Here is a 13,815-nt window from a genome sequence, read left to right on the forward strand (position 1 = left end):
TGTATCCATTTCGTAAGAATTCTCCTTACATCTCATCCTATATCATACATTTTTCAACAAAAAACGGGCCAGCCGCCAATTTCTTGCAGCTGGCCCGTCCGGTCAAATCCCTTTATTTTGAGGAATGTCAGGCAGGGAGTCAAAGCCCTTTTGCAGATCCTCGTCGGTGGGAATATAGTCGGTCATCTTGCCGGTGAGGTAGTTCTCATAAGCAGTCATATCAAAGTAGCCGGTGCCCGTGAGGCCGAAGAGGATGGTCTTGGCCTCGCCGCTCTCCTTACACTTGAGGGCCTCGTCGATGGCTCCCTTGATGGCGTGGGCCGACTCGGGGGCGGGCAGGATGGTCTCCTGCTTGGCAAAGAGCACCGCCGCCTCAAAGACCTTGGTCTGCTCGTAGGCCACCGCCTCCATATATCCGTCGTGGTACAGCTTGGACAGGACGGGGCTCATGCCGTGGTAGCGCAGGCCTCCTGCGTGGTTGGCGGAGGGGATGAAGCCGCAGCCCAGGGTGTACATCCGGGCCAGGGGGGTCACCTTACCGGTGTCGCAGAAGTCATAGGCGTACTTGCCCCGGGTGAGGGAGGGACAGGAGGCGGGCTCCACCGCCACAATGCGGGGGTTCTTCACGCCCTTCAGCTTGTCGGCCATAAAAGGGGCGATGAGTCCCCCCAGGTTGGAGCCGCCGCCGGCGCAGCCCACCACCACGTCGGGGTACTCCCCCAGCTGCTCCATGGCGATCTTGGACTCCAGGCCGATGATGGACTGGTGGAGGAGCACCTGGTTGAGCACGCTGCCCAGCACATAGCGCTTCTTGCCATTGCTGTTGAGGGCGGCCTCCACCGCCTCGGAGATGGCGCAGCCCAGGCTGCCGGTGGTGCCCGGATTTTCCGCCAGGATCTTGCGGCCCACCTCGGTGAGGTTGGAGGGAGACGGGGTGACGTCGGCGTCAAACACCCCCATCACCGCCTTGCGGAAAGGCTTTTGCTCGTAGGAGCACTTCACCATAAATACGTCGCAGGTCAGCCCGAAGTAGGAACAGGCCTCGCTGAGGGCGGTGCCCCACTGACCGGCTCCCGTCTCGGTGGTGACGCCGGTGAGGCCCTGCTGCTTGGCGTAGTAGGCCTGGGCCACGGCGGAGTTGAGCTTGTGGGAGCCGGAGGTGTTGTTGCCCTCAAACTTATAATAGATTTTAGCCGGGGTGCCCAGGGCCTTCTCCAGGTTGTAGGCCCGGATCAGAGGAGATGGCCGGTACATCTTGTAGACCTCCTGGATCTCCTCCGGGATGTCGATAAACTCGGTGGTGCCGTCCAGCTCCTGCTTGGCAAGCTCGGTGCAGAAGATGGGGGCCAGATCGTCCACCCCCAGGGGCTGGAGGGTGGCGGGGTGAAGCATGGGGTCGGGCTGCTCCGCCATGGCGGAGCGCAGGTTGAACCAACGCTGAGGCATCTGGTCTTCGGTGAGGTACAGGCGGTGAGGGATCTTGGTCATGTTCATGCACTCCTTCAAGTTTGGTTTTGCGGGAGAGGGCATGAATTTTTTCTGCAAGGCAGGCATGAAAAAACGCCCTCGTCCCAAAGATTCTCTGGGACAAAGGCGTGATAAAAACCTCTGCGGTGCCACCCGGATTGACGCATTCAAACAATGCGCCCGCTCACTTTCGCGTGCCTGCCAGCACACGCTCCCCTGATAACGGGTGGAGTCCCCGTCGCGCTACTCGGTTTCCCTTTCGCAAAGCCCTCAAAAGTCCATTCACCCGGACGCCGCCTGCCGCGATCCCACCACCCGCGACTCTCTGTGAGGCCTTGATACCGGACTACTCCTCTTTCTCATCGGTTTGACGATTTAGTTTGGCATAGTATACCGCCCCGTTTTCTCTTTGTCAAGGGGTAATTTTGATTTTTTTGCGCTACCGGCCCGCCGCCGCCTTGGCGGCACTCACCCGCTTGCCCGGCTTATGGCTGCGGCGGAAGGCCTTGGCCGCCTCGCACACCACCACCGGCGTTACCGCCAAACCGGCCACCACCCCCCAGGCCCGGGGGGACAGGGACACGGTAGAGAATACCGTTTGCAGCGGGGGCACCAGCAGCACCGCCAGCTGCATGGCAAGGCCGATCAAAAAGGCTTTGTTCATAGCCGGGTTGGAGGTCACCCCCAGCCGAAGGAGGGACGCCTCCTCGCTGCGCACGTCAAAGGCGTGGAAGAGCTGACACAGGGTCAGGGTAGCGAAGGCCATGGTGTTGCCCGCCGCCAGGGAGCAGCCCGGCAGCACCCAGGCCCCCAGCACATAGGCCGCCAGGGTGAGGACCCCCACCATTACCCCCTGCCAGGCCAGCCGGAAGGCAAAGCCGTGGGCAAAGAGGGACTCCCCCACCTGCCGGGGCGGCCGGTCCATCACCCCCGGCTCCACCGGCTCCACCCCCAGGGCCAGGGCGGGCAGAGAGTCGGTGACCAGATTGAGCCACAGCAGCTGGACCGGGGCCAGGGGCATCTCCGGGAACCGGAACAGGGTGGCCAGAGCAATGGTCAGAATCTCCCCGATGTTGCAGGAGAGCAGATAGTGGATGGCTTTCTTGATGTTGGCGTAGATCCCTCTTCCCTCCTCCACCGCCGAGACGATGGTAGCGAAGTTGTCGTCGGTGAGGATCATGTCCGCCGCGCCGCGGGCCACGTCGGTACCCCCCTTGCCCATGGCGCAGCCGATGTCGGCGGCCTTGAGGGCAGGGGCGTCGTTGGTGCCGTCCCCCGTCATGGCCACCACCTTCCCCCTGGCCTGCCAGGCCTGGACGATACGCAGCTTGTGCTCCGGCGACACCCGGGCATACACGGCAAATTTGTCCACTTCCTCCTCCAGAGCGGGCTGGGGCAGAAAGTCCAGGTCCTCCCCGGTGAGAGCACGGTCCCCCTCCCGGCAGATGCCCAGCTCTTTGGCCACCGCCACGGCGGTGAGTTTGTGGTCGCCGGTAATCATCACCGGCCGCACCCCCGCCTTGTAGCACTGGTCCACCGCCCGGCGGACCTCCGGCCGGGGCGGGTCCATCATGCCCAGCAGTCCCACAAAGGTGAGGCCCTGCTCCAGGCTGTCGCTGTCCAGACTGCGGGGCTGTACCTCCACATCCTTGTAGGCCACCCCCAGCACCCGCAGCGCCTTGCCCGCCATGGCCTCATTCCGGGCGATGATCCGCCGCAGGGCGCTCTCAGCCAACCGGCACCGGCGGGCCAGCACGTCGGGGGCGCCCTTTACCATCACCCGGTATCCACCGCCCGGCCTACTATGTACGGTCGTCATAAGTTTTCGTTCCGAATCAAAGGGAATTTCCCCTTTTCTGGGCCATTCCTCCCCCAATTTATTCTTATCCAGTCCGGCCCGTGCTGCCGCCTCCACCAGGGCGGCCTCGGTGGGATCGCCGGTGCATACCGGGTTTTTCCCCTTCCAGCTCAGCTCGGCGTCGCCGCACAGGGCCCCGATGGTAAGGGCCAGATCCCGTTCCCCCTGGGCGGGGGTCCAGATATCCACTACCGTCATCTTATTCTGGGTCAGGGTTCCTGTTTTGTCCGAGCAGATCACCCCGGCACACCCCAAAGTTTCCACCGCCGGCAGCTTTTTGACGATGGCCCGCCGCTTGGCCATGCGGCTTACCCCCAGGGCCAGCACAATGGAAATGATGGCGGGCAGGCCCTCGGGGATGGCGGCCACCGCCAGAGATACGGCAGTCAGGAACATTTCCAGCAGATTCCGCCCCTGGAGCAGCCCCACCCCAAACATCACCGCGCACACGCACAGGCACAGGAAGGACAGGGTCTTGGAAATCTCCCCCATTTTCTTCTGTAAAGGTGTTTCGCTTTCCCCCTTATCCATCAAGAGACCGGCAATACGACCCACCTCGGTGTCCATTCCGGTGGCGGCCACCAGGCAGGTGGCCCGACCCCGGGTGACCACCGTGGCGGAGAGGAGCATATTGCGCCGCTCTGCCAAAGGGGTGTCGGAGGGGAGGGGTCCCAGGGCCCCCTTATTCACCGGGGCGGACTCGCCGGTCATGGCGGATTCGTCGGCCTGGAGGCCGGCGGCCTCCAGAATGCGGCAGTCGGCGGGCACCAGATCCCCCGCCTCCAGGCGGATCACGTCGCCGGGCACCAGCCTGTCCGCCTCCACCCGGGTCAGCACCCCGTCCCGCAGGGCGTGGGCCGCCGGGGCGGACATCTGGCTCAATGCCTCCAGAGCCTTGCGGGCGCTGTCCTCCTGGGACAGGGAGATAATGGCGTTCACCGCCACGATGCCCAGAATGATGGCGGCGTCCAGCCAGTCCTCTCCCCCGCTGGCCCACAGGGACAGGGCCGCTGCCGCCAGCAGCACCAAAATCATGGGGTCCTTCAGCTGGCCCAGCAGCCGGACCAGGAAGGACTTGTCCTTTTTGTGGGCCAGTTTGTTGGGCCCGTGAGCCACCAGCCGCCGGGCGGCCTCCGCCCCGGTCAGTCCGCCCTGATTGCTTCTCAATTCCTCCAGCGCCTGCTTGGCGCTGTACGCATACCACTGTGTCATGGTGACCGCTCCTCGCCTGTTTGTTTTCCAGCTTTTGGATACATTATAGCAGGCCCGTCCCCCGGAATTGGGGGAAACCTGGCGGGGCGGACACGCAAAAAGCGGCCCCCGCGTGATGCGGGGGCCGCTGGAGACTGTCGAAAAAGTGGCACACCACTTTTTCGAGGGGGGTGCAGTCTGCCGCGCGCAGGGCCTGTCCGCTGGAGGCGGACAGGCCCCACACTTGCAGCCTGAGAAGTGTTTTCATCCACGCACAGGTCGCGGCTGAAAACGGATTTGACTTTATTCGCGCCTGCGGGCGCGAACTCTGCGAGGCTTTTTTCGCAAACGGAAGCGGCCCCCGCGTGATGCGGGGGCCGCTGGATTCATTGTGCGATCTCCCAATAGGCAAACTGGAAGAACAGATTCTGCTGGGTGGGCGTCATATTGGAGACGGCGTTCCACTGGGAGAGCACGGACCAGTTTTTGAAGCAGATCACCGCGAAGGGTGGCTCCTCCGCCAGCCGGGCGTAGAGCTGACGGGCGCTCAGGTCCCGACTCTGGCCGTTGGTGGCCCGATAGGTCTGGAGCTGCTGGGCGGCCTGAGTGTCGCTGTAACCTCCGTAGTTGAGGGAGCCTCCGGCGGTGATGAGGGCGGTGAGATCAAAGTCGGCGGTAAGCCGCACCTCCCCCAGGTAGAGGTCAAAGTTGCCGCTCTGAAGGGCGGAGACATAGGCGTCCCAGTCCAGCTTGGTGAGGGTGGCCCGGATGCCCAGATCGTTGAGGCCGTTGACCAGATGCTGAGCTGCCGCCACCCGGTCCTGATTTTCGGCGGACACTACCAGCTCCAGGCTGAGGGTCTGCCGCCCGTTGACCCAGCCGCTGTCGGTGGCGGTCCAGCCCGCGGCGGTCAGAGCCTCGGCCACCGCCTGGGAGGAGTAACTGAGGGCGGAGGCCTGATCCTCATGGTAGAGGGCGCTGCCGGGGTGGACCGGCAGGGCGGCAGGCTGGGCGTGGCGGGAGAAGATGGCGGTGGATACCGACTCCCGGTCAAAGGCCCGCAGCAAGGCCTTCCGCACCCCGGCGTCGGCGCAGGGGCCGCTGACGGTGTTAAAGCCCACATACACCATGGTGGAGGTGGGATAATCCAGGGTATCAAAGGAGCCGGAGAAGCCCAGGGCATTGGTGGCGGTCAGGTCGGTGGACACCAGGGAGATCTCCTTGGTGTCGAAGGCGTGGATCAAATCGTCGGCCTCCTGAATGGCCTGGAGGGGAATGGTGTCCACCGGCAGCTTCTCCCCCTGCCACCAGCTTCCGTTGGCGGTGAGGGACAGGTCGTTGCCGCTGCCGGTGAGCACATAGGGCCCGGTGCCCAGCGGGGTGCCGCCGGTCTCCTTGACGATGGGGATGTCCAGCAGGGCTGGCAGGGACCCGTTGGCCCGGGTCAGGGTCATGGTCACCGTTCCCTCTCCCGCCGTGATGGCGCCAATGTCGGTAAACCTGGCGGAGTAAAGGGCGCTGGTGCGGGCGGTCTCCAGAGAGGAAACCACCTCCGCCGAGGTGAGGGGGCTGCCGTCGGAAAAGGTGACGCCGGAGCGCAGGGTGAAGGTCCAGGTCAGCCCATCCTCCGAGGCGGTATAACCGGAACACAGCACCTGACTGACCTCAAACTGCTGATCCAGGGCAAACAGGCCCTCATACATCAGCCCACCCAGAGACAGATTGGTGCGGTTGCCGCCGGTAATGGGATGGAATCCGGCCTGAGGGTAGCAGGCCAGGGTAAATTCCGCCGTCTCAGAGGTTGGGGCGGCGGAGACGGTGGGTTCCGGCGTGGGGGTAACCTCCGGCTCCAGCCCGCCAGTACAGCCCGCCAGGACCAGGCAGAGGGCGGCCCCCAAAGCCGCCAGCCGCAGTGGTATTCGTTTGTTCAAGGGCAGCCCCTCCTTGTCTGTTTGCGGTATAAAAAAATGTCTTTCCGGGAATTCACTTCCCGGAAAGACACCCCGACCCGCGCCACGAGCGCGAAACCGGGGGTATCGAGCCAAGTCGTCGGCGTTTCGCCGGCACGCAGGCTCGTATCTAGGGGGTATTGGATACCCCCTAGATGATTGCGATCATTGCAGCCTGGCTGCCCCGTTCGCCCTTGGTAACCCGGTGAGACCAGTATTTCTCCGGCAGGCAGGCGGTACAGTCGCCGGACACGGCGATGTGCTCGGGGTCCAGACCGGCGTTCTCCAGCCGCTTGGCGTTGAGAGCCTTCAGGTCCACATGGAACTTGCCGGTGGGCAGCACCTGGATGCAGTGGAGGGCGGAGGCCCCCATGGCCTCGGTCATAGCGTTGGGCACGTCCTCGTGGGTCTCAAAGCAGCACTTGGAGATGCCGGGGCCGATGGCGGCCAGAATGTCCAGCCGGTCGCAGCCGTAGCAATCCACCATCCGCTCCACCGCCTTGGCGGCGATGCCCAGAGCGGTGCCCCGCCAACCGGCGTGGACCGCCCCCACCACCCGGCGCACCGGGTCGTAGAGCAGAATGGGCAGGCAGTCGGCGGTAAAGACGGTGAGCACCACGCCGGGGATGTCGGTGACCAGGCCGTCGGCCTGCCAGGGCTCCGGCTCATCCAGGGCAATGCCCAGGTCGGCGGTGGTGACGGAGCGCACCGTGTCCCCGTGGACCTGGCTGGCGCACACCACACCCTTCACATCGGCGCCGATGGCGGCGCAGAAGCGGCGGTAATTCTCCGCCACTTTGGCCGGATCGTCCCCCCGGTTCATGCTCAGGTTGAGGGAGTCGTAGATCCCCTGGGACACCCCGCCCAGCCGGGTCGAAAAGCCGTGGACCACCCCGCCGGCGGCCTCAAAGCCCTCGGAGGCCAGGTACACCAGGCCGTTTTTGTTGTGTTCGATGATATTCATGGGGCCCTCCATGCGGAAATCGAAATCCGTTTTTCCGGAAATTTATTTTTCGGAAAAACACCACGACCCGCGCCGCGGGGCGCGAAACCGGGGGTATCAAAACCGTTGTGCCGCAACGCGGCGCGGCGGTTTTGTATCTAGGGGGTCGGAGGCGCCGGGGGCGCCTCCGATGGAAGTCCAGCGCAGCCACACTTCACTTTTGGGATACCCCCTGGACGGTCCTCAGTCCTCTTCGTGCATCCCGCAGCACTTCTTGTACTTCTTGCCGCTGCCACAGGGGCAGGGATCGTTGCGGCCGGGCTTCTTGCCCTTCTTGACGGGCTGCTTCTTTACGGTGCCGTCGGCGCCGGCGCTCTCGCCGGTGACCTTGGCCACCCGCTCGCGCTTGACGGTGGAGCCCACCTGCACCCGGGCCAGGAAGATCCGGCGGAGGGTCTCCTCCTGGATGGCGGCGATCATGCGCTCGAACATCTCGTAGCCTTCCCGCTTGTACTCCACCACGGGGTCGTTCTGGCCGTAAGCCCGCAGGCCGATGCCCTGACGCAGCTCCTGCATGGCGTCGATGTTGTCCATCCAGTACTCGTCCACCACCCGGAGCATCATCACCCGCTCCAGCTCACGCATGAGGGGCTCGCCCAGCTCGGCTTCCTTCTTGCTGTAGACCTGGGTGGCCTTGTCCAGCAGCAGCTCCTCCAGCTGGGAGGCGGTGTATTTCTCCAGTTCGGCGTCATCGAACTTGAACTCGTCGGGATTCAGGAACATCCCTCTAAACTGGGCGCACACCTCCCGCCAGTTCTCGGCGTCCATGTGCTTGAGCTCGCCCATGTGGGCCGCCACCTCGTTGGAGATGACGGTGGACAGCATGGTCTGAACGGCCTCCTTCAGGTTCTCTCCGTCCAGCACCTTCCGGCGCTGCTCGTAGATGACCTTACGCTGGGTGTTCATCACGTCGTCGTACTCCAGCACCGTCTTACGGGTCTGGAAATTCCGGGACTCCACCTGCTTCTGGGCGTTCTCAATGACGTTGGACAGCATCTTGGAGTCCAGGGGGGTGTCCTCGTCCACACCCAGCCGGTCCATCATGCCCATGACCCGCTCGGAGCCGAACAGACGCATGATGTCGTCCTGGAGGGAGAGGAAGAACCGGCTCTCGCCGGGGTCGCCCTGACGGCCGGCACGGCCCCGCAGCTGGTTGTCAATGCGGCGGGACTCGTGGCGCTCGGTGCCCAGAATGAAGAGGCCGCCGGCGGCACGGACCTTCTCGGCCTCCTCCTTGATCTCGTCCTTGTACTTGGCCTCCGCCTCGGTGAACATCCGGCGGGCCTCCAGGATCTCCTGGTTGTCGGTGTCGGCAAAGCCGGTGGACTCGGCGATGAGCTCGTCGGACAGTCCCGCCTTCCGCAGTTCGGCCTTGGCCAGGAACTCGGCGTTGCCGCCCAGCAGAATATCGGTACCACGGCCGGCCATGTTGGTGGCCACGGTGACCGCCCCCAGCTTACCGGCCTGGGCCACGATCTCAGCTTCCTTCTCGTGGAACTTGGCGTTCAGCACGTTGTGCTTGATGCCCTTACGCCTGAGCATCTCGGAGATCTGCTCGGACTTCTCGATGGAGATGGTACCCACCAGCACAGGCTGGCCCTTGGCGTGGCACTCCTCGATCTGCTTGATGATGGCCCGGTATTTGCCGGCCTCGGTCTTGTACACCACGTCGGGGTTGTCGATGCGGGCCAGGGGCTTGTTGGTGGGGATCTCCACAATGTCCAGGGAGTAGATGGTGCCGAACTCCTCCTCCTCGGTCATGGCGGTACCGGTCATACCAGACAGCTTGTGATACAGGCGGAAGTAGTTCTGGAAGGTGATGGTGGCCAGGGTCTTGGACTCCCGGGCCACGGTGACCCCCTCCTTGGCCTCGATGGCCTGGTGGAGACCCTCGTTGTAGCGGCGGCCGTACATGAGGCGGCCGGTGAACTCATCCACGATGATGACCTCGCCGTCCTTCACCACGTAGTCGATATCCCGCTTCATCAGGCCCCGGGCCTTAATGGCCTGGTTGATGTGGTGGGAAAGGGTGGTGTTCTCCGGGTCGGCCAGGTTCTCGATCTGGAACTGCTGCTCGGCCTTGGCAATGCCGCGGGCGGTGAGGGTAACGGTGCGGGCCTTCTCATCCACGATGTAGTCGGCGTCCACATCGGGGTCCTCTTCCTCCTTGGTGTCCACCTTGGCCACCCGCTGGCCCTTCAGGCGGGCCACGAAGGCGTCCACAATGGTGTACAGCTGGGTGGACTTGTCACCCTGGCCGGAAATGATGAGGGGGGTACGGGCCTCGTCGATGAGGATGGAGTCCACCTCGTCCACGATGGCAAAGGCGTGGCCCCGCTGCACCATCTCGGTGGCGTAGATGCACATATTGTCCCGCAGGTAGTCGAAGCCGAACTCGTTGTTGGTGCCGTAGGTGATGTCGGCGGCGTAGGAGGCCTTGCGGTCCTTGGGCTGGATGTCGTGGATCACCAGACCCACGGTGAGGCCCATGAAGCGGTAGACCTTGCCCATCCACTCAGAGTCACGCTTGGCCAGGTAGTCGTTGACGGTGACGATGTGGACACCCTCGCCGGCCAGGGCGTTGAGGTAGGCGGGCAGGGTGGCCACCAGGGTCTTGCCTTCGCCGGTCTTCATCTCGGCGATACGGCCCTGATGGAGGATGATGCCGCCGATGAGCTGCACCCAGTAGGGCTTCATACCCAGCACACGCCAGGCCGCCTCCCGGCAGGCGGCAAAGGCCTCGGGCAGGATATCGTCCAGGGTCTCGCCATTGGCCAGACGCTCTTTAAATTCAGGAGTCTTGGCCTTGAGCTGCTCATCGGTGAGCTTGGAGTACTCCTCGTCCAGGGCCTCGATCTTGTCCACGATGGGTTTGATGGCCTTGAGCTCCTTGGCGGAGCTGGTGCCGAACAGCTTTTTCAACAGTCCCATGTGATTGTTTCACCTTTCTGATCTTCCACAGCGCAAAACGCGGCTGTTGACATTGATTCAGTTTCCTAGTATAGCATAACCCCTGAAAAGAAAAAAGAGTAAATTGTGAACAAATTGCATGATCTACCCTTTTCTGTTCCAGATCGCGGATCTTATTCTCTTTATGCAAAAAGTGTGCAATTCCGCACACCTGCCGGTGGAGAAACTATGATACACTCTTTCCAAGTCCCCGACCGGGTAGTATAATGGATGACAGTTACCTTTTTGTAAATTGTTTCTATCCCATAAAGAAAGGAGGGGCGCTGTGAAAACCACGGATGAACTGCGCAATGCCATCCGCTCGTCCTCGGATCCCGCCATGCTGGCGGGGGGCGCTTTTACGCCGCCGGACTTCACTTTTTATCTGTGCAACCTGCTGGAGCGGCGGGGCTGGCTGGTGAAGGACGCCATCCGGGCCTGCTATCTGGAGCGGTCCTACGGCTACCAGCTCTTTAACGGCACCCGTCCTCCCACCCGCACCTTTTTGCTGCGGCTGGCTCTGGCCCTGGACCTGGGGGAGGAGGAGACCCAGAAGCTGCTCACCCGCTGCGGCAGGGCCTCCCTCTATCCCCGCAGCCGGTTTGACGCGGCGGTGCTCTACGGCCTGACCCACCACCTGACCCTGGAGGAGACCGACGAGCTGCTCCTCTCTCTGGGGGAAGGGGGGCTTCTGTGAGCCGCACCGAGGAATTCCGCAATCATTACCGGCAGGTGGTGGACAGTCTGGCCCTGCCTGACCGCATCGCCCTGGTGTACCGGCCGGAGGCCTGTCTGGCGGAGCGGGAAAGCCGCAGCGTGTGGCTCCTCCTCCGCCGGTGCGACGAGGCTCCCTATGTGCTCAAGATTGCCCGGGAGGGGGGCGAGGACCTGGAGGAGGAGTTCCGGCTGCTCACCCAGCTCTACCCCGCTCTGGCGGGCCGTGTGCCTTTGGCCGCCGACTGCTTCCGGCAGGAAGAGACCGTCTATCTGGTCCGCAGCTACCTGCCCGGGCAGTCTCTGACCCGTTATCTGGACCGCACCGGCCCCTGTGACGAGGCAAGCTGCCGTCAGATGGGACTGAAGCTTCTGTCCCTGCTGGACCAGCTCCACCGGATGGACCCGCCCATCATCCACCGGGACATCAAACCGGACAACATCATCATAGGACCCGACGGAGATGTGGGGCTCATTGACTTCGGCATCGCCCGACAGTACAAGCCTCACCGGGACAGCGACACCCGCATTATGGGCAGCTCGGTCACCGCCGCCCCCGAGCAATACGGCTTTGCCCAGACCGACGAGCGCACCGACCTGTACGCCCTGGGTGCCACCCTGATCTGGACCCTCACCGGCTCCTATGACCGGGACAGCCTGGAGGCGGCTCCGGTATCCCGGCAGCTGAAGGGGGTCCTGCGCAAATGCACTGCCTTCAGTCCCGAAGACCGCTACCCCACCGCCGCAGCACTGAAGGACGGGCTGGGCGGCAAGGCCCGCGGGAGGCAGCGCAAACTCTTAGCGGCGGTCTGTGCCCTGGCCCTGTGTCTGGGGGCCGCCGGAGCTGTGGCTCTTCCCCAAATGCAGGGGTCCCAGCCGGTGGAATTTTCCTCCTACTGCCTGGAGCTGGCGGTGCGGGAGGAGCTGGACCGGCCTCTGGGAGAGATCACCTACAGCGATCTGGAGCAGGTGGAGCGGCTGGCACTGCTGGGTAATGAGGTGCTGGAGGACCCCTCGTCCTACTCCTATTATATGAATGATATGACCGGCGACACCTCCTACGGCGATGTGTCCGACGGAGACTGGTCGGTGCTGGGCACGCTGCCCCTGCTGGAGGAGCTCTCCCTGTGGGCGCCGCCGGAGGAGGCGGTGGCCGCCCTGGTGGAGCGGGACCAGCTGCCCATTCTCAACGTGGGCCTGCTGCCCTGTGAGGACCTGTCCATTCTGGCGGGCTGCCCGGTGGTGGACCTGCGTCTCCACGCCGGACAGAACTCCCTGGAAGGCGCGGGGGACCTGCCCCGGCTGCGCAATCTGGGGCTGTTTGCTTCCAACGTCACCGATCTCTCCCCCCTGGCAGAAGCGGACCTGCTGGAGACCTTCTGCTTCAACGGCCCCGCCCTCCCCGACTTTTCCCCCCTGTCCGCCCTGCCCCGGCTCAATACGGTGCTGGTGCCCCAGTCCATGACGGCGGCGGCGGAAGCGGCCTGCCCCGGCCGGGTCAGCCTGCTGGGTTAACCCCAGTACCGGTTCCAACGCAAGTGTGCATGGGTGCACACCACTTTCTTACAGTACTGTGGTATGCTGGTTTCAGCTTGCAAAACCCGCAGTTCACGAAAGGAAGTGTCTCTATGAAGAAAAAGACCCGCGTGGCCGCCCTAGCTCTGACCCTGGTGCTGGGCACCGGCACCGCCGCCCTGGCCGCCGGTAATCTGGTCAACATCGCCGTCAACCCCGGCATGAAGCTGTCCATCAACGGCGAGGCCTTTGTGCCCACCGACGTCAACGGCAAGGAAGTGGATGTATTTGCCTACAACGGCACCACCTATGTGCCCATCCGGGCCATCAGTGAGGCCTTTGGCAAGGCCGTCAGCTATGACGCCTCCACCCAAACCGCTGTTATTGAGTCGGTGCTGCCCCCCTATGATCCCGACGCGGTGGACTATGTGCTCAGCGTAGCCCCCGAGACCTATACCGACGAAAACGGCAACCAGCAGACCTGGTACAACGGCGTGGGCTATGAGTTCCGCTGGTGGCTGCCCGAGGAGCAGCAGAACAGCTTCACCGTCAAGCAGGTCTCCGGCCAGCTGCCCGACGGCATCACCCTGGTGGGCGACCACCTGGAGGGCCAGTGCAAGGCCGCCGGTGAGACCGACGTGACCTTCACCGTCACTCCCAAGAAGGGCGACCCCATCACCCGCACCCTCCGTTTCCAGTTCCTGGATCCCGGTGAATTTGCGGCGGCCCCCATCATCCTGTGGGGCGCCGTAGGCGACAAGGTGGAATGGGCCGGCATCAACACCTTCTATGACGGCATCTTCTACACCGCTGACGATCTCACCGCCGCCAACACCAAGGTGGACCTGGCCGGGCTGGGTTCCTCCCCCATCGGTACCCAGGCTGGTCTGGACGCTCTGGCGGAGTACGGCCTGTCTCTGACCTATGACGAGCAGACCATGGAGGACGGCTACCGCCGGGCCGACAACATGATCGAGGGCACCTTCACCAAGGCTACCGACGGCTGGGTGAAGATCTCCATCCCGGTCTATGCCTCTGTGGGCACCCACAAGGATGACCTCCCGCTGGATCAAAACTTCTGGCTCTACAACGATGAAAACGGCGATCCCAAGCTGGTCTACGGCAATGTGGACGTCTACCTCAATATTATCGACTTCTGATCCACGATT

Annotated in this window: 8 protein-coding genes; 3 read left to right on the forward strand and 5 right to left on the reverse strand. The window is 63.4% G+C overall.

Annotated features, from left to right (window positions below; genetic code table 11):
- Positions 1-102: 102 nt before the first annotated feature.
- From B5G40_RS06425 to secA, 5 genes are all read right to left on the reverse strand, one after another.
- Positions 103-1,488 (reverse strand): TrpB-like pyridoxal phosphate-dependent enzyme, encoded by a 1,386-nt coding sequence (locus B5G40_RS06425; protein WP_087399105.1) that lies wholly within the window; start codon positions 1,486-1,488, stop codon positions 103-105.
- Between the two features lie 418 nt (positions 1,489-1,906).
- On the reverse strand, positions 1,907-4,537 hold the full coding sequence (locus B5G40_RS06430; RefSeq protein ID WP_087399106.1) for a cation-translocating P-type ATPase: 2,631 nt from the start codon (positions 4,535-4,537) through the stop codon (positions 1,907-1,909).
- A 365-nt stretch (positions 4,538-4,902) separates the two neighbouring features.
- On the reverse strand, positions 4,903-6,447 hold the full coding sequence (locus tag B5G40_RS06435; RefSeq protein ID WP_242959300.1) for an ABC transporter substrate-binding protein: 1,545 nt from the start codon (positions 6,445-6,447) through the stop codon (positions 4,903-4,905).
- A gap of 169 nt (positions 6,448-6,616) precedes the next feature.
- Positions 6,617-7,429, reverse strand: a complete 813-nt coding sequence (gene pgeF, locus B5G40_RS06440; protein ID WP_087399107.1) for a peptidoglycan editing factor PgeF — start codon at positions 7,427-7,429, stop codon at positions 6,617-6,619.
- Between the two features lie 222 nt (positions 7,430-7,651).
- Positions 7,652-10,399: a preprotein translocase subunit SecA gene (secA, locus tag B5G40_RS06445; protein ID WP_087399108.1), complete on the reverse strand. Its 2,748-nt coding sequence runs from the start codon at positions 10,397-10,399 to the stop codon at positions 7,652-7,654.
- A gap of 304 nt (positions 10,400-10,703) precedes the next feature.
- Between secA and B5G40_RS06450 the strand changes: the two genes are divergently transcribed.
- The 3 genes from B5G40_RS06450 to B5G40_RS06460 all read left to right on the forward strand — a co-directional run bounded on the left by B5G40_RS06450 (position 10,704) and on the right by B5G40_RS06460 (position 13,806).
- The gene (locus tag B5G40_RS06450) at positions 10,704-11,114 is read left to right on the forward strand and encodes a hypothetical protein (protein ID WP_087391154.1); all 411 of its coding nucleotides are present in this window, start codon (positions 10,704-10,706) and stop codon (positions 11,112-11,114) included.
- Positions 11,111-12,646 (forward strand): serine/threonine protein kinase, encoded by a 1,536-nt coding sequence (locus B5G40_RS06455; RefSeq protein ID WP_087399109.1) that lies wholly within the window; start codon positions 11,111-11,113, stop codon positions 12,644-12,646. Before B5G40_RS06450 ends, B5G40_RS06455 begins: the two co-directional genes overlap by 4 nt.
- Before the next feature lie 113 nt (positions 12,647-12,759).
- Complete coding sequence (locus tag B5G40_RS06460; protein ID WP_087399110.1) at positions 12,760-13,806, forward strand: stalk domain-containing protein; 1,047 nt, start codon at positions 12,760-12,762, stop codon at positions 13,804-13,806.
- Positions 13,807-13,815: the final 9 nt, after the last annotated feature.

Source organism: Flavonifractor sp. An9 (genome assembly GCF_002161245.1).
Taxonomy (GTDB): domain Bacteria; phylum Bacillota; class Clostridia; order Oscillospirales; family Oscillospiraceae; genus Flavonifractor; species Flavonifractor avicola.

Excerpts from the sequence above, each read along its gene's own strand:
- pgeF (WP_087399107.1), bottom strand. The coding sequence starts at position 7,429 with ATGAATATCATCGAACACAACAAAAACGGCCTGGTGTACCTGGCCTCC.
- B5G40_RS06425 (WP_087399105.1), bottom strand. The coding sequence starts at position 1,488 with ATGACCAAGATCCCTCACCGCCTGTACCTCACCGAAGACCAGATGCCT.
- secA (WP_087399108.1), bottom strand. The coding sequence starts at position 10,399 with ATGGGACTGTTGAAAAAGCTGTTCGGCACCAGCTCCGCCAAGGAGCTC.
- B5G40_RS06460 (WP_087399110.1), top strand. The coding sequence starts at position 12,760 with ATGAAGAAAAAGACCCGCGTGGCCGCCCTAGCTCTGACCCTGGTGCTG.
- B5G40_RS06430 (WP_087399106.1), bottom strand. The coding sequence starts at position 4,537 with ATGACACAGTGGTATGCGTACAGCGCCAAGCAGGCGCTGGAGGAATTG.